This window comes from Nocardia fusca NBRC 14340 (assembly GCF_001618425.1).
Classification (GTDB): domain Bacteria; phylum Actinomycetota; class Actinomycetes; order Mycobacteriales; family Mycobacteriaceae; genus Nocardia; species Nocardia fusca.
Genome location: NZ_BDCU01000028.1, coordinates 46,430 through 64,809, shown reverse-complemented (window position 1 = coordinate 64,809; position 18,380 = coordinate 46,430). Strand labels below are relative to the sequence as shown.

General features: G+C 68.7%; 1 protein-coding gene and 1 pseudogene. Both read left to right on the top strand.

Annotated elements, in window-relative coordinates; translation table 11 throughout:
- Window positions 1-2,449: condensation domain-containing protein (locus tag NF4_RS17325; protein WP_157120397.1), on the top strand; the 2,449-nt coding region annotated here is incomplete at its 5' end.
- 345 nt (window positions 2,450-2,794) lie between these two features.
- A pseudogene (locus tag NF4_RS17320) lies at window positions 2,795-18,358 on the top strand (non-ribosomal peptide synthetase); the annotation flags it as partial.
- Window positions 18,359-18,380: the final 22 nt, after the last annotated feature.

Genomic DNA, 18,380 nt, shown 5'->3' with positions numbered 1-18,380 from the left:
GAATACGTTCGCCGAGGTGCTCGGTGTGGACCGGGTCGGCGCCGATGACGATTTCTTCGCCCTCGGTGGTAATTCGCTGATCGCGACGCAGGTTGCGGCGCGGTTGGGCAAGGCACTCGACACGACTGTCCCGGTGCGGGCTCTGTTCGAGGCTTCGACGGTGGCCGGTCTGGCGGTGCGGGTGGAGCAGCACGCCGGGTCCGGTGGGCGGACGCCGCTGGTGGCGCAGCCGCGGCCGGAGCGGGTGCCGTTGTCACTGGCGCAGCAGCGCATGTGGCTGATCAACCAGTTCGATCCCAGTTCGCCGGCGTACAACATTCCGATGGCGATCCGGCTGACAGGTGAACTGGATGTCGCCGCGATGCACGCGGCGGTCGCGGATGTGCTGGAACGACACGAAACGCTGCGGACGCGGTATCCGGTCGGCCCGGGCGATCGCCCGTATCAGGAGGTCCTGCCGGCGGCGCAGGTTCTCGGTAGCGGCCTCGAGATCGCTGCCGCCGCTGATCCGGTGGCTCGGATCAGCGAGCTGATGTCGGCCGGTTTCGACGTCACCCAGGAGGTGCCGGTCCGGGTACTGCTGCTCGAAACCGGCCCCGGCGACCATGTGCTCGCGTTCGTCGCGCACCACATCGCGGCCGACGGTGCCTCGATGGCGCCACTGGCCCGGGACCTGATGACGGCCTACCTGGCTCGTGTCGGTGGTGATTCGCCGGGCTGGTCGCCGTTGCCGGTGCAGTACGCGGACTTCGCACTGTGGCAGCGTGCGGTGGTCGGTGACGAAACCGACCCGACCTCGCCGGCCGCCGGCCAGTTGGCGTACTGGCAGAAACAACTCGACGGGGTTGCCGTAGATGTCGAGCTGCCGCTGGACCGGCCGCGTCCGCCGGTACCGTCGATGCGCGGCGGGCTGACGAGTTTCGCCATCGAGGCCGAGGTGCACCGCTCGCTGGACGAGTCGGCGCGAGCGCACGGCGTGACCCTGTTCATGGTGATGCATGCCGCGGTGGCCGTGCTGTTGTCCCGGCTCACCAACGCCGGCGATGTCGTGGTCGGCACTCCGATCGCCGGACGCGGGGAGCAGGAGCTCGACGATCTGGTCGGTATGTTCGTCAACACCCTGGCGCTGCGTACCAAGGTGGAACCCGATATGACCTTCGCCGAACTGCTGGAGCAGGCCCGGGAGACGGACCTGTCGGCATTCGCGAATGCCGATATCCCGTTCGAGCAGGTGGTGGGAGCGGTCCTGCCGGGCCGGACCACCGCGCACAACCCGCTGCTCGGCGTGGTGCTGTCCTTCCAGAACACCGAACAGCCCACGCTGGATCTGCCCGGGCTGAGTGTGCAGGCGCTGGGCGAGCAGGCACTGGCCGCGAAGTTCGATCTCCAGATCGGTATCGACCCGCAGCGGGACGCCGACGGCGGATTCGGGGAACTGTGGTCGGTATTCGGGTACGCCACCGACCTGTTCGACGAATCGACCGTGCAGTCCTTCGGTCGCCGGTTCGCCCGGATCCTCACCGCGGTGGCCGCCGATCCGCAGGTCAGGGTGGGTGAGATCGATATCCTCGATACCGCCGAACGTGACCGGATGGCGGCGCCCGCGCAGCAGGTGGCGCCCGCTGCCACCACCGGTACCGCGTTGCCGCAGACGCTGCGCGCGTCGGTGGAGGACGATCCGGAAGCCCCCGCGGTGGTGTGGGGCGAGGAAGAGGTCACCTATCAGGAGCTGGACGCGCGTTCGTCGCGACTGGCCCGGGTCCTGATAGGGCGCGGGTACGGGCCGGGTACCGGTGTGGTGCTGCGGCTCGAACGCGGGGTCGACGCGGCCGTCGCGACCTGGGCGGTGCTCAAGGCGGGTGCGGCGCTGGTGCCCGCCGACGCGGTGACTGCCGCCGCGGCCGCGGGCCTGTCGGTCGAGGCCGGCCTCGTGGCGGGCGCGCCGCCGGCCGCGCCGGGTATCGACTGGCTGGTGCTGGACGATCCGGCGCGTATCGCGGAGATCGCGGCGGAGTCGTCCCGTCCGGTGACCTACGCCGATCGGGTCCGGCCGTTGCAGGGCGGCGATCCGGTATGCGTCGGCGCCGGTGGCCGTGTGCTGTCCTACGACGAGCTGGCCGCCGTGGTGGCCGAAGTGCACACCGTGACCGAGCTGACCTACGAATCCCGGACCTTCCGGTACGGCCGTACCAATAGTCCGGCCGCGGTGGCGGAGATCGTGGCGGCGGGCGCGGCGGGCGCGGCGGTGGTGCTCGTACCCGAGGTCACCGGCGCGGCGCTCGGCGACGAATGGGTCACACACCTGTGGATCGACCGGGCGGGCCTCGACGCCTTGGAACCGGACGCCCTGGAGGATCTGTCCGCGCTTCTCCTGGAGGAGGCGGGCCGGCCGGACGGAGCGTGGGCAGCGGTGGAGCAGGTGCTCGAGCTGAGCAATCTGCTGGATTGAGCCTGCGGTGTAGCGGCCGCGGTCGCCCGGCGTCACCGTCGCCGGGCGACCGGTCGCGTCGCCGGGCGCCGGCATCCTCGGTGGTAACAGATGGGTATCTCCGGCCCATGTAATGATGGACGACGGCGAGTTCGGCGGCGATCGACCGCGCCCTGCGCAAGGTGCGCCCAGCAGGTCGGAGCGGTCTGCCGTCCGCGGGTGCACCGCCGGAGGAAGCGAACAAAGCAGGCAAGGCAGGTTGATGGGTTCGGTTGTCGGTGAGCAGTGTGACCACCACCAGGAAGTGATGTAGGCATGACCCGAACGGCGCGCACCCGACCCACCCGAGCCCGGCGGCCCAGGGGGACCACCCTGCCCCAGCTCATGGCGACGGCGGTCGAGACCAACCCCTCGGGTATCGCGATCAGCTACGCCGACGCCACCGGTAATCTCGGCCGACTCACCTACGCCGAACTGGACGAGCGCTCCAACCGGCTGGCCCGGCTGCTCATCGCCCGCGGTATCGGGCCCGAGGATCTGGTCGCGATCGGGATCACCCGCTCGATCGAATCGGTGGTCGCGGTATGGGCGGTGGCCAAAACCGGCGCCGGCTATGTACCCGTCGACCCCACCTATCCGGTGGACCGCGTCACACATATGGTCGTCGATTCCGGTGCCGTCCTCGGCCTGACCGTCACGGAATCGTCCGCCGGATTGCCCGGTCGGGTGGAGTGGGTATCCATCGACAGCGCGGAGATCGCCGCCGGCCTCGCGCAGTACTCGGCCGAACCGGTGTCCTTCGACGAGCGGCTGCGGCCGCTGCGCGCCGAGCATCCGGCCTACGTCATCTACACCTCGGGTTCGACCGGGACGCCGAAGGGCGTGGTGATCACGCAGGCCGGGCTGGCCGGGTTCTGCGCCGAGCAGCGGGAGCGGTATCGGGTCGACACGACCGCTCGTACCCTGCACTTCGCCTCCCCTTCCTTCGACGCCTCGGTGCTGGAACTGCTGCTGGCGCTGGGCGGCGCGGCGACCATGGTGGTGGTCCCGCCTACGGTGTACGGCGGCGACGAACTGGCCGGGTTGCTGCGTAGTGAAGGGGTGACCCATGCCTTCGTCACGCCGGCCGCGCTGGCCTCGATCGATCCGGCGGGCCTGGACGATCTGCGTGTGGTGATCACCGGCGGTGAGGCGTGCCCGCCGGACCTGGTGCGGCGCTGGGCCGTTCCCCCGGCGGACGGGCGTCCGCGGGAGTTCTTCAACGCCTATGGCCCGACCGAGACCACGGTCGCGGTCAATATCAGTGACCCGATGAAGCCGGACGAGCCGGTGAGCATCGGCGCGCCCACCCGCGGTATCACCGAATACGTCCTGGACGAACGGCTTTCCCCACTTCCGACCGGGGTGACGGGCGAACTCTATATCAGCGGCGCCCAGTTGGCGCGCGGCTATCGCAACCGGCCCGGGCCGACCGCGGAACGTTTCGTGGCCAACCCGTTCGCCGAAGACGGCTCCCGGCTCTACCGCACCGGCGACCTGGTGCGCTGGCTGGCCGACGGATCACTGGAATATGTGGGCCGCAACGACTTCCAGGTGAAGATCCGTGGCTTCCGGATCGAGCTCGGTGAGATCGACGCCGTACTGGCCACACACGAATCGGTGGATTTCTCCGTCACCGTAGGCTACGAGCCATCCAGCGGCGCGACCGTCCTGGCCAGCTATGTGCATCCGGCCGCCGGGGCCGCTGTCGACCCCGACGAGCTGCTCGCGCTGGCCGCGAGCCGGTTCCCCGCGTACATGGTTCCGGCGAGTATCACCGTCCTCGACGAGATCCCTCTTACTCCGGGTGGCAAGGTCGATCGCCGCGCGCTGCCCGAACCGCAGTTGCGGACCAAGGCGTACCGGGCGCCGGACAGCCCGTTGGAGAAGCAGGTCGCGGCTGTTTTCGCTGATCTGCTGAATCCCGTCGATCCGGTCGGCGCGGACGACGATTTCTTCGAACTCGGTGGAAATTCGCTGATCGCCGCCCAGGTCGCGGGCCGGTTGGGCGCCACTGTGGACGCCCGGATTCCGGCGCGGGTGTTGTTCGAGGCCCCCACGGTGGCCGAGTTCGCCGAACGGCTGGCCGAGCTGAGCGGATCCGGTGGCCATCGGCCGCTGGTGGCGCGGGAGCGGCCGGAGCGGGTGCCGTTGTCGTTGTCGCAGCAGCGGATGTGGTTCCTGAACCGGTTCGATCCGGAGTCGGTCGCCTACAACATTCCGATGGCGATCCGATTGTCGGGTGCGCTCGATGTGGACGCCTTGCGTGCCGCCGTCGCGGATCTGGTGACGCGGCACGAGGTGTTGCGGACGGTGTATCCGGAGACCGAGGCGGGTCCGGTGCAGGTGGTGTTGCCGGTCGGTGAAGCCGCGCCGCGGTTGCAGGTGAGTTCGGTCGCGGCGGGGGAGGAAGTTTCGGCGGTGGCGGAGCTGGCGTCGGCCGGTTTCGATGTGACGGCCGAGGTGCCGATGCGGGTAGCCCTGTTCCGGGTGCACGACGCGGCGGCCGCCGGTGCCGGATCGGATATCGGCGATGCGGTGGACGAATTCGTGTTGGCGATGGTGGTGCACCATATCGCCGGTGACGGCTTGTCGGTGGCTCCGCTGACGCGGGATCTGATGACCGCGTATGTGGCGCGTACTGCCGGGGAAGCGCCGGGGTGGGCGCCGTTGCCGGTGCAGTACGCCGATTACGCGCTGTGGCAGCGTGAGTTGCTGGGTGACGAATCCGATCCGGAGTCGATCGCGGCGGCTCAAATCGCCTACTGGCAGTCGGCGCTGGCCGGGGTGCCGGATCAGCTGGATCTGCCGACGGATCGGGCGCGTCCGGCGGTGCAGTCCTTCGCGGGCGGCCGGGTCGAGGTCGTTGTCGATGCCGAGATCCATGCCGGTTTGCAGCGGATCGCCCAGCAGCAGAACGCGACGCTGTTCATGGTCGTGCACGCGGCGCTGGCGGTGTTGCTGGCGCGCCTGTCGGGTACCGATGACATCACCATCGGCACGCCGGTGGCGGGTCGTGGTGAGCAGGCGCTCGATGATCTGATCGGCATGTTCGTGAACACCCTGGTGTTCCGGACGCAGCTGGATCGTGGTGAGTCGTTCGCGGATCTGCTGGCGCGGCAGCGTGAGGTCGATATCGCGGCGTTCGCGCACGGGGATGTGCCGTTCGAGCGGCTGGTAGAGGTACTCGATCCCGCCCGGTCACAAGCGCGGCATCCGTTGTTCCAGGTCGGTTTCGCGTTCCAGAACCTGGCGCCGTCCAGTCTGGAGTTGCCGGGCCTGACGGTTTCGGGATTGGATTTCGATACCGCGATCTCACAGTTCGATCTGAACCTGGACCTCGGTGATTCCTATGACGAATCGGGTGCGCCCTTGGGCGTGGCGGGTTACCTGACCTATGCCACCGCGTTGTTCGACCACGCCACCGTTCAGGGATTCGCGGACCGCTTCGTGCGCTTGCTGGCCGCAGTGGTAGCGGATTCTTCCGTGCCGGTCGGCGACCTCGAGATCCTGGCGCCGGTGGAGCGGACCCGGGTGCTGGAGCAGTGGAACGCCACCGCTTACCCCTTCACCCCTCGGCTGCTGCTGGAAGGCTTCGATCGGGCGGTGACGACTCACCCGGACCGGGTCGCGGTGTCGTTCGAGGGGACGAGTCTGTCCTATGGCGAGTTCGCCACTCGGGTGAACCGGTTGGCGCGGTTGCTGGTCGCGCAGGGTGTGGGTCCGGAGTCGCTGGTCGGTTTGCTGGTGTCCCGGTCGCTGGACCTGGTGGTCGGGATGTATGCGGTGGTGGCCGCGGGTGGTGCGTATGTGCCGTTGGATCCGGCCCATCCCGCGGAGCGGATCGGCTACATCCTGGAGACCGCGCGGCCTGCCTGCCTGCTGTCCACGACTACCGACGCGCGAACCGTAGGCGGCGACGCAGTCGCAGCCGACGCCGGTACGGGTGAAATCGCCGGGGTACCGTTGCTCTTCCTGGATACTCTCGACACCAGCGGTTTCGATCCTGCGCCGGTGACCGATGCGGATCGGCTCGCGCCGGTGCGGCCCGGCAATACCGCGTACGTCATCTTCACCTCGGGTTCGACCGGCCGTCCGAAGGGTGTGGCGGTGCCGCATTCGGCGATCGCGAACCAGGTGGCCTGGATGCTGTCGCAGTACCCGATGGGTATCTCGGATGTGTATCTGCAGAAGACCGCGACGACGTTCGACGTGTCGCTGTGGGGTTACTTCCTGCCGCTGTCCGTCGGCGCCCGGTTGGTGGTGGCGACGCCGGATGGTCATCGTGACCCGGCCTATCTCGCGCGGATGATCGCTGAACAGCAGGTCACGGTGACGGATTTCGTGCCGTCGATGTTGACGATGTTCGCCGCGCATACCGAGGCGGGGTCGATTCCGAGCCTGCGGCACGTATTCGCCATCGGTGAGGCCCTGCCCCCGGCAACGGTGACCGCCATGCACGCGGTCTCCGACGCCGCGGTGCACAACTTGTACGGACCGACCGAGGCCGCGGTGTCGATCACCTATTGGCAGGCCACGGGCGCCGAGCCGGGCAGTGTGCCGATCGGTGTGCCGCAGTGGAACAGCCGCGTGTATGTGCTCGACAGCAGGTTGCGGCCGGTTCCCGCGGGTGTCACGGGTGAGTTGTATCTGGCAGGTGATCAGCTTGCTCGTGGCTATGTGACGCGTCCGGACCTTTCCGCCGATCGGTTCGTGGCGAGTCCGTTCGGTACGGGACAGCGGATGTATCGCACGGGTGACCTGGTGCGGTGGCAGCGGGTCGACGGTCAACCGGTACTGGAATACCTGGGGCGCACCGATTTCCAGGTGAAGTTCCGCGGTCAGCGCATCGAGCTCGGTGAGATCGAGTCCGCGTTCCTGGCCCGGCCCCAGGTGAGCCAGGCCGTGGTCACCGTCGCCGCTTCCCAGCTCGGTGAGCAACTCGTCGCCTACGTCGTACCGGCTCCGGGCGAGCAGCTGAACTCCACCGAACTGCTCGAGGCAGTCCGGGATGTGCTGCCCACCTACATGGTCCCGGCGGCCGTGGTCGGATTGGACGCGTTCCCGCTGAACACTTCCGGGAAGCTGGATCGTAAAGCGTTGCCGGCGCCGGTATTCGAGACCAAGGAGTTCCGGGCGCCGTCGACCCCGATCGAGGAGATCGTGGCCGGTGTGTTCGCCGGCGTCCTCGACGTGCGGCGGGTCGGCGCCGACGACGATTTCTTCGCCCTCGGTGGTAACTCGCTGATCGCGACCCAGGTCGCGGCGCGGCTGAGTGCGGCATTGGACACCACGGTCGCGGTCCGGTCGCTGTTCGAGACCTCCACCGTCGCCGCGTTGGCCGCGCGGATCCAGGAGCAGGCCGGTTCCGGCGGTAGGGCGGCGCTGGTGGCGCAGCCGCGTCCGAGCCGGACCCTGCTGTCGGGCGAGACGGTGCAGGCGGCGCCGTTGTCGCCGGCGCAGCAGCGGATGTGGTTCCTGAACCGCTTCGACGGTGCAACGGCGGCCTACAATCTGCCGTTGGCGATCCGCTTGTCGGGCGGTCTCGATGTGGACGCGTTGCGGCGGGCCGTCGCCGATGTCGTCGCGCGGCACGAGGTGCTGCGGACGGTCTACCCGGAGACCGAGTCCGGCCCGGTGCAGGTGGTGTTGTCGGCCGGGCAGGCTGTTCCGCGGCTCGAGGTGCGGTCCGTGGCCGCCGGTGCGGTCGCGGCGGCGGTGGCGGAACTGGCGTCGGTCGGATTCGATGTGACGGTCGAGGTGCCGCTGCGGGTGGCCCTGTTCCGAGTGGACGACGCCGCCGACGAGTTCGTGATGGTGATGGTGGTGCACCACATCGCCGCTGACGGGTCCTCGGCGGGGCCGTTGACGCGGGATCTGATGACCGCGTACGCGGCCCGCGCGGCCGGGGAAGCCCCGAGCTGGCCGGCGTTGCCGGTGCAGTACGCCGACTACAGCATCTGGCAGCGGGACCTGCTGGGCGACGAATCCGACGAGGAGTCACCGGCGGCACAGCAACTCGCCTTCTGGCAGTCGACGCTGGCCGGGGTGCCGGATCAGCTGGACCTGCCGATGGACCGGCCGCGTCCGGCGGTGCAGTCGTTCGCCGGCCGCCGGGTGGGGCTCCATATCGACGCCGCGACCCACGCCGGTCTGCAGCGACTGGCGCAGCAGCAGGGCGCCACTCTGTTCATGGTGGCGCATACGGCGTTCGCGGTATTGCTGTCGCGGTTGTCCGGAAGCGATGACATCACAGTGGGTACCCCGGTCGCGGGTCGCGGTGAGCAGGCGCTCGATGATCTGATCGGTATGTTCGTGAACACGTTGGTGTTCCGGACCCGGCTGGATCGTGGTGAATCGTTCACGGATCTGCTGGCACGGCAGCGTGACATCGATATCGCGGCGTTCGCGCATGCGGATGTGCCGTTCGAACGTCTGGTCGAGGTGATCAACCCGGCGCGTTCGCAGGCGCGGCATCCGTTGTTCCAGGTCGGGTTCACCTTCCAGAACCTGGCGGCGTCGAGTCTGGAACTGCCGGGCCTGACGGTATCCGGGGTGGAGATCGATACCGAGAACTCCCAGTTCGACCTGAACCTCGTCCTCGCCGACGCCTACGACGATTCGGGTGCTCCGCAGGGCGTGGCGGGTTATCTGAGCTACGCCACGGCGTTGTTCGACCAGGAAACGGCGGCCGGCTTCGCCGACCGCTTCACCCGGTTGCTCGGTGCGATCGTGGCCGATCCCGCGACACCGGTCGGTGACTTCGAGATCCTGGCTCCCGCCGAACGCACGCGGGTGCTGGCGGAGTGGAACGCGACCGAGCGCGCGGTGCCGGCGCAATTGCTGCTGGACGGGTTCGAGCGGGCGGTGGCCGCGTATCCCGATCGAGTGGCGCTGTCCTTCGAGGGCACCACCCTGACGTACGCCGAGTTCGCGGGCCGGGTGAACCGGTTGGCGCGGTTGTTGATCGCGCAGGGTGTGGGTCCGGAATCGCTGGTCGGGGTGCTGATCTCCCGGTCGATCGACCTGGTGGTCGGTATGTACGCGGTGGTGGCGGCGGGCGGTGCGTATGTGCCGCTGGACCCGGCGCATCCTGCCGAACGTATCGGCTACATCCTCGATACCGCGGCACCGGTGTGTCTGCTGACCACCACGGCCGATGCGCGGTCCGTCGGCGTCGGCGCGGACGGACTCGCGGGTGTGCCGGCGCTGATCCTGGACGGCCTCGACACCGGTGGTTACGACTCGTCGCCGGTGACCGATGCGGATCGGCGGGCGCCGGTACGGTCGGCGAATACGGCGTATGTGATCTTCACGTCGGGCTCCACGGGCCGGCCGAAGGGTGTGGCGGTTCCGCATTCGGCGATCGTGAATCAGGTCGCGTGGTGGCTGGCGCAGTACCGGCTGGACGCCGACGATGTGTATCTGCAGAAGACGGCGACGACATTCGATGTATCGCTGTGGGGTTACTTCCTGCCGTTGGCGGTGGGGGCGCGCCTGGTGATCGCGACCCCCGACGGCCATCGGGATGTGGAGTACCTGGCGCGGGTCATCGCCGAGCAGCGGGTGACGATGACCGACTTCGTGCCGTCGATGCTGAGTATGTTCGCCGCGCATACCGCGGCGGGTTCGATTCCATCGCTCGAGCATGTCTTCGCGCTCGGTGAAGCCTTGCCGCCGGAGACGGTCGGCGCGATGCAGGCGATCTCCGATGCCGCGGTGCACAACGTATACGGTCCGACCGAGGCGGCAGTGACGGTCACGTATTGGCAGGCGACCGGTACCGAGTCGGCCGGCGTGCCGATCGGCGTGCCGGAGTGGAACACCCGCGTCTACGTGTTGGATTCCCGGTTGGGGCCGGTGCCCGCGGGTGTGGTGGGTGAGCTGTATCTGGCGGGTGATCAGTTGGCTCGTGGTTATGTGACGCGTCCGGATTTGTCGTCGGATCGTTTTGTGGCGAGTCCGTTCGATGCGGGTCGGCGGATGTACCGCACGGGTGACCTGGTGCGGTGGCGGCTGGCCGAGACCCTGGTCGACGGCCGCCCGGAAATCCGGCCGGCGCTGGAGTATCTGGGCCGTACCGATTTCCAGGTGAAGTTCCGTGGTCAGCGCATCGAGCTCGGTGAGATCGAATCGGCGTTGCTGGCGCAGCCGGTGGTGAGTCAGGCCGTCGTGACGGTCGCGGTGTCCGAGCTGGGTGAGCAGTTGGTCGCCTATGTGGTGCCGGCCCCCGGAGAGCAGATTGTTTCCGCGGCGCTGCGCGATGCGCTGCGCGGTGTGCTGCCGGTCTACATGGTTCCGGCGGCGGTGGTCGTGCTCGAAACGTTCCCGTTGAACACCTCCGGGAAACTGGACCGTAAAGCGCTGCCGGAACCGGTGTTCGAGGCGCGGGAGTTCCGGGCGCCGTCGACTCCGGTCGAGGAGATCGTGGCGGGGGTCTTCGCCGAGGTACTCGGTATCGAGCGGGTCGGTGCGGAGGATGATTTCTTCGCCCTCGGTGGTAACTCGCTGGTCGCGACGCAGGTGACGGCCCGGCTGGGTGCGGCGCTGGATACCCAGGTGCCGGTACGGGTGCTGTTCGAAGCCTCCACCGTGGCGGGGCTGGCGGTGCGGGTGGAACAGCAGGCCGGATCGGGACGTAAGGCACTGGTGGCGGGGCCGCGGCCGGAACAGGTGCCGTTGTCGCCGGCGCAGCAGCGGATGTGGTTCCTCAACCGCTTCGATCAGCAGTCGGCGGCCTACAACATTCCGTTGGCCATTCGCCTGTCGGGTGAGCTGGATGTGGCCGCGCTGCGGGCGGCGGTGGCCGATCTGGTGGCGCGGCACGAGGTGCTGCGTACGGTGTATCCGGAAACCGAGAACGGTCCGGTGCAGGTGGTGCTACCCGCCGGCACCGCCACTCCGCTGCTGGAGGTGCGTTCGCTGGCCGCCGCGGAGGTGGTGGCCGCCGTGGCCGAGCTGGTATCGGTCGGTTTCGATGTCACCGCCGAAGTACCACTGCGGGTGGCGCTGTTCGAGCTGGCCGATGCCGGTGCGGCGGGCGATGGATCCGCCACCGATGGGGCGGGCGACGCGCACGGCGCGACCGGTGATTTCGTCTTGGCGATGGTGGTGCACCATATCGCCGGTGACGGCTCCTCGGTAGGACCATTGGCCCGCGATGTGATGACCGCCTATGCCGCCCGTACAGCCGGATTCGAACCGGGGTGGGCGCCGTTGCCGGTGCAGTACGCCGACTACGCGCTGTGGCAGCGCGAACTGCTGGGCGACGAAGCCGATCCGGAGTCGCTGGCGGCCGCGCAGATCGCCTACTGGCGGTCGGCGCTGGCCGGAGTGCCGGATCAACTGGACCTGCCCAGCGACCGGCCGCGCCCGGCGGTGCAGTCCTATGCCGGTGGCCGGGTCGAGGTGCGGATCGACGCCGAAACCCATACCGGCCTGCTGCGGTTGGCGCAGCAGCACAACGCGACGCTGTTCATGGTGGTGCATTCGGCGTTCGCGGTGCTGCTGTCGCGGCTGTCCGGGACCGAGGACATCACCGTCGGTACCCCGGTGGCCGGCCGCGGCGAGCAGGCCCTCGATGATCTGATCGGTATGTTCGTGAACACGCTGGTGTTCCGGACCCGGCTGGACCGTGGGGAGTCGTTCACCGACCTGCTGGCGCGCCAGCGTGAGGTGGATATCGCCGCCTTCGCGCATGCGGATGTGCCGTTCGAGCGTCTGGTCGAGGTACTCAACCCGGCCCGATCCACCGCGCGGCACCCGCTGTTCCAGGTGGGATTCTCCTTCCAGAACCTGGCGCAGACCAGTCTGGAACTGCCCGGCCTGACGGTGGCCGGCGTCGATATCGATGCCGAGATGTCGCAGTTCGATCTGCATCTGATCGTGGGTGACGTCTACGACGAAACGGGCGCTGCCCAGGGCATGGCGGGTTACCTGACCTATGCCACCGCGTTGTTCGACCACGCCACGGTGCAGGGATTCGTGGACCGGTTGCTCCGCGTGCTGGCCGGGATCGCGGCCGACCCCTCCGTGCCGGTGGGCGATATCGAGATTCTGGCCCCCACGGAGCGGACGACGGTTGTCGAAGACCGGAATTCGACCGAGCGGCAACTCGACTCGTCGGCGACCCTGGCATCGCTGCTGGATGCCACGGTCGCGGCCGGACCGTACGAGACCGCCCTGGTGGCCGCCGGCGGTGGGCATCTGACGTATGCCGAATTGGGTGCGCGGGTCAACCGGTTGGCGCGATACCTGATCGGCGAGGGTGTGGGCCCGGAGGACCGGGTGGCGCTGGCGTTGCGGCGGTCGGTGGACCTGGTGGTCGCGATGTACGCGGTGGCCGCGGCCGGTGGTGTGTATGTGCCGGTGGACCCGGACCAGCCGGCCGAGCGCAGTGGCTACATCCTCGACACCGCGGCACCGGTGTGTGTGCTGACCACCACCGACACCGGATTCGGTGGTACCGGTGAGGTTCCGCTGGTGCTGTTGGATCGGCTGGACCTCGAGGGTTTCGATACGAGCCCGGTGTCGGATGCCGAGCGTGTGACGGCGTTGCGTGCCGGAAATACGGCGTATGTGATCTTCACGTCGGGTTCGACGGGCCGCCCGAAGGGTGTGGCGGTCCCGCACGTGGCGATCGCGAACCAGTTGCGGTATGTGGTAGCCGAGTTCGGCATGGGCCCCGGGGACGCGGTGTTGTTGAAGACCGCGGCGACATTCGATCTGTCGGTGTGGGAGTTCTGGACCGCGGCGGTATGTGGCGGCCGGATGGTCATCGCCGAACCGCAGGGCCATCGGGATCCGGGCTATCTGACCGGGTTGATGCGCCGTGAACAGGTGACCACGTTGACGGTGGTGCCGTCCATGCTGGACGGGCTGCTGGCCACGGGTGAGGGCCTGGCGGAGTCGTTGCGGCGGGTGCTGGCCATCGGTGAGGCGTTGCCGGGGGCGACGGCGCAGCGGGTGCTGGCCGCGCGGCCGGGTATCGGACTGTTCAACCTGTACGGCCCGACCGAGGCCGCGGTCTCGATCACCACGCACAAGGTGACCGACGCGGATCGGACCTCGGTGCCGATCGGTGTGCCGCAGTGGAACAGCCGGGTGTATGTGCTGGACGGTCGTTTGCGGCCGGTGCCCGACGGTGTGGCGGGTGAGTTGTATCTGGCCGGTGCGCAGTTGGCGCACGGATATTTCGGCCGCCCGGATCTGAGTGCCGAGCGGTTCGTCGCCGATCCGTTCGTGGCGGGCCGGCGGATGTATCGCACCGGTGATGTGGTGGTGTGGAACACCGATGGCGAGTTGGAGTATCGGGGCCGGTCCGATTTCCAGGTCAAGGTGCGTGGGTTCCGTATCGAGTTGGGCGAGATCGAGGCGGCGTTGCTGGCGTTGCCGCAGATCGCGCAGGCTGTAGTGGTCGCCGGGTCCGATCCACGGACCGGGGATCGTTTGGTCGGGTACGTCGTGCCTGCTGACGGTGCCGTGGTCACGAGCGAGACTCCCGGGCTGGATCTCGGCGAAGTCCAGGCGGAGTTGGGGCGGCGATTGCCGTCGTACATGGTGCCGGCGGTGTTCGTCGAACTCGCGGCGTTGCCGTTGACGGTGAACGGCAAGCTGGACCGTAAAGCACTGCCGGAGCCGGTGTTCGAGGCTCGCGAGTTCCGGGCCCCCTCGACCCCGGTCGAGGAGATCGTGTCCGGGATCTTCGCCGAGGTCTTGGGTGTGGACCGGGTCGGTGTCGATGACGACTTCTTCTCTCTCGGTGGCAACTCGCTGATCGCGACGCAGGTGGCCGCTCGGTTGGGCAAGGCGCTCGATACCCAGGTGCCGGTGCGGGTGCTGTTCGAGGCGCCGACGGTGGCCGCCCTCGCGGTACGGGCCGAACAGCACGCCGGAACCGGTGGACGCAAGGCCCTGCTGGCAGGTCCGCGACCGGAATATGTGCCGTTGTCCCCGGCCCAGCAGCGCATGTGGTTCCTCAACCGGTTCGATCCCGGATCGGCGGCCTACAACATCCCCGCCGCGATCCGCCTCTCCGGTGGGCTCGATGTGGCCGCGCTGCGGCACGCCGTGGCCGATGTGGTGCAGCGGCACGAGACCCTGCGCACCGTGTACCCGGCGCAAGACGGGCAGCCGTACCAGCTGGTGCTGCCGGCCGACCGCGCCGCGCCCGACCTCACTCCGCTTCCGGTGCGGGCGGACGAATTGCTCGACCGGGTCACCGGCGTGGTCGCCGCCGGCTTCGATGTGACGACCGAGGTGCCGTTGCGGGTGGCGCTGTTCCAGCCGGCCGAGGACGAATACGTGCTGGTGGCCGTGGTGCATCACATCAGCGCCGACGGCTGGTCGATAGCGCCGCTGACCCGGGATCTGATCACCGCGTACCTGGCGCGCGCCGCGGACTCCAGCCCCGGCTGGGCGCCCCTGCCGGTGCAGTATGCCGACTACAGCCTCTGGCAGCGGGAGGTCCTCGGCTCGGAGCACGATCCGGACAGCCTGTTCAGTGCGCAGGTCGAGTACTGGCGCACGGCGCTGGCCGGCCTGCCGGACGAGCTGAACCTGCCGGCCGATCGGCCGCGGCCGAGCGTGCAGTCGTTCGCCGGCGGCAAGGTCGCGTTCTCGATCGATGCCGAGGTGCACGCGGCTCTGACCCGGTTGGCCGCCGAACACAACGCGACCGTGTTCATGGTGGTGCACGCGGTGCTGGCGCTGTTCCTGGCGCGGATGTCCGGCACCGACGACGTGGCGGTGGGCACACCCGTCGCCGGCCGCGGTGAGGCCGAACTCGACGACGTGGTCGGAATGTTCGTCAACATGCTGGTACTGCGGTCGCAGATACGAAGCGAGCTGAGCTTCGGTGAATTCCTCGCGGCGACCAGGGAAACCGACCTGCAGTCGTTCGCGAACGCGGACGTGCCGTTCGAGCGGTTGGTGGAAGTGGTGGGTGTGCAGCGTTCCACCGCCCGGCATCCGCTCTTCCAGGTGGCTCTCTCGTTCGAGAACCAACCGGTCACCGAGGTCGAGCTGCCCGGACTGCGGATCGGCGCCGTCGATTTCGATGTCGAGATCGCCAAGTTCGATCTCTCGCTCGATGTCGTCGAAACCGGCGCTGGTATGGCGGCGCAGTTCTCCTATGCCCGCGCGCTGTTCGACGCGGACACCGTCGAGCTCTTCGCGCGCCGGTTCCTGCGCCTGCTGACCGCTGTCACCCGGAATCCGGAAGCACGCATCGGTGATCTCCCGATCATCGACGAGTCCGAACACCGGCTGCTCACCCATGTCCACGGTGGTCCGGCGGTGCCGGCGCGTACATTGCCGGAGTTGTTGGCGGATGCGGTGGCCGAGGACCGGTCGGCGCCGGCGGTGGTGTTCCGGGATCAGCGGCTGTCCTACGGCGAGCTGGACGAGCATTCGAACCGGCTGGCACGGGTGTTGATCGAGCGCGGCCTGGGTGCCGAGGATCTGGTGGCGGTGGCGGTGCCGCGGTCGGCGGATTCGGTGCTGGCCGAATGGGCGGTGACCAAGTCGGGTGCGGCGTTCGTGCCGGTCGATCCGACCTATCCGGCGGATCGTATCGCGCATATGCTGACCGATTCGCGGGCGCGGGTGGGTGTGACGGTGTCGTCGATGCGGGCGGAGCTGCCGGATTCGGTGGACTGGCTGGTGCTCGACGAGCTGGATTCGCGGCGGTACTCCGGTGCCGCTGTCACCGACACCGACCGGGTCCGTCCGCTGACTCCGGCGAACACCGCCTACGTCATCTACACCTCGGGCTCCACAGGTCTGCCCAAGGGCGTCGTCGTCACGCATGCCGGTCTGGCGAACTTCAGCGCCGAACAGGTCGAAAGGTATGGACTGAACCGGCATTCGCGGGCGCTGGCGTTCGCGTCGGCGAGTTTCGACGCCTCGATCCTGGAACTGCTGCTGGCGGTGGGTTCCGCGGGCGCCCTGGTGGTGGTACCGCCGGGGACCTACGGCGGCGCCGAGCTCGGCGAGCTGATCGCCCGGGAGCGGGTGACGGTCGGATTGATCACGCCGTCGGTGCTGGCCTCGCTGGATCCGGCCGATCTGGCGGGTATGCGGGTCATCATCGCCGGTGGTGAGGCCATCTCGGCGGATCTGGTGGCGAAGTGGTCCACCGTCGGTGACGGTGGGGTCGAGCGCCGGCTGCACAACGCCTACGGTCCGACCGAGGCCACTGTCGCGACGAATATCAGTGGCGCGCTGCTGCCGGGCGATCCGGTGACGATCGGCGGTCCGGTGCGGGGTATGCGCGCGCTGGTGCTGGACGATCGTCTCAACCCGGTGCCCGAGGGTGTGGCCGGTGAGCTGTATGTCGGTGGTATCCAGCTGGCGCGCGGCTATCACGCGCGAGCGGGTCTGACGGCGCAGCGATTCGTCGCCGACCCGTTCGGCGCGCCGGGGTCGCGGTTGTACCGCACCGGTGACATCGTGCGCTGGCGGCGCGACGGCGCCGGTGATCCGGCGGTGGAGTATGTGGGCCGCAACGACTTCCAGGTCAAGATCCGCGGTTTCCGTATCGAACTGGGCGAGATCGACTCCGCGCTGACCTCCTCCGCCGGTGTCGACTTCGCGGTCACGGTCGGGCACCGCAACCCGGCCGGCGTCATATCGCTGGTGTCGTATGTGGTGGCCGCACCGGGGACCTCGGTCGATACGGCGAGCGTGCGGGCGCATATCGAGGCGCGACTGCCGGGCCATATGGTGCCGTCGTCGATCATGGTGATCGACGAGATCCCGCTGACCCCCGCCGGGAAGCTGGACCGCAACGCGCTCCCCGAACCGGTTTTCGCGGCCGATGCCGGCTACCGCGCCCCGCGCACACCGCTGGAACAGACCGTCGCCGATGTCTTCGCCGAAGTCCTGGGCGTCGACCGGGTCGGTGTGGACGATTCGTTCTTCGCCCTCGGCGGCAACTCGCTGCTCGCGACCAAGGTGGCGGCCCGGCTGGGTGCGATCACCGGGGCCGAGATCAGTGTGCAGTGGATGTTCACCGAGGCGACGGTCGCCGGGCTCGCCGCCCGGATCGTCGAACCGGGCGCCGCGGCGGAACTGTCCGAGGCGGCATTGCGGGTGGTGCTGCCCATCCGGGACACCGGTACGGCGACTCCGATCTTCGCTGTCCACGCCCGGGACGGGCTGGCGTGGAGTTTCGCCGCGCTGACCGGACTGCTGCCGGACGATCAGCCGATCTACGGCCTCCAGTCGCCCGCCTACACCGAACCCGACTACGCCCCGGACTCGCTGGCGGAGATCGCGGCCCGGTATCTGTCGGAGATCCGGCGGATCCAGCCCGACGGCCCGTATCGCCTGCTCGGCTGGTCCCTGGGCGGCGTGCTGGCCCACGCCATCGCCACCGAATTGCAGGCGGCGGGGGAGCAGGTCGAGATGCTGGCCCTGCTCGACAGCCATCCCGCCGTCGATCCGGGAATCTTCGAAACCCTGCTCCGTGCGGCGCTGGTGGAACAGGGCATCGTGACCGAGGAATCGGGGACGGACCGGGGTGTCGGCGAACTCGCCGACGCCGAACTGGAACGGCTGCACGAACTGATCCCGCCGGAGTTGCTGGCCCTGCCGGTGGAACGGTTGCGCGGGGTGTACCGGACCGCGGCGCGGTCCGCGGAACTGATCTCCGAACACCGGCCCCGGACCTACCGCGGCGTCATCGATTTCTTCCGCGCCGAGGTACCCACGCCGGGTGCGCAGCAGCCCGGTCCGCGGGCGGAGGACTGGTTGCCGTACGTGGCCGGGGAGATCGTCGAATACGCGGTACCGGCGACACACGACGAGATGACGACGGTGGAATCGTTCTCGGTGATCGCGCCACGGCTGCTGGCACGGCTCCGGGGCACAGCGGGCGAAGAGGACTGAGCCGGTACGCCGCGCCGCGGTC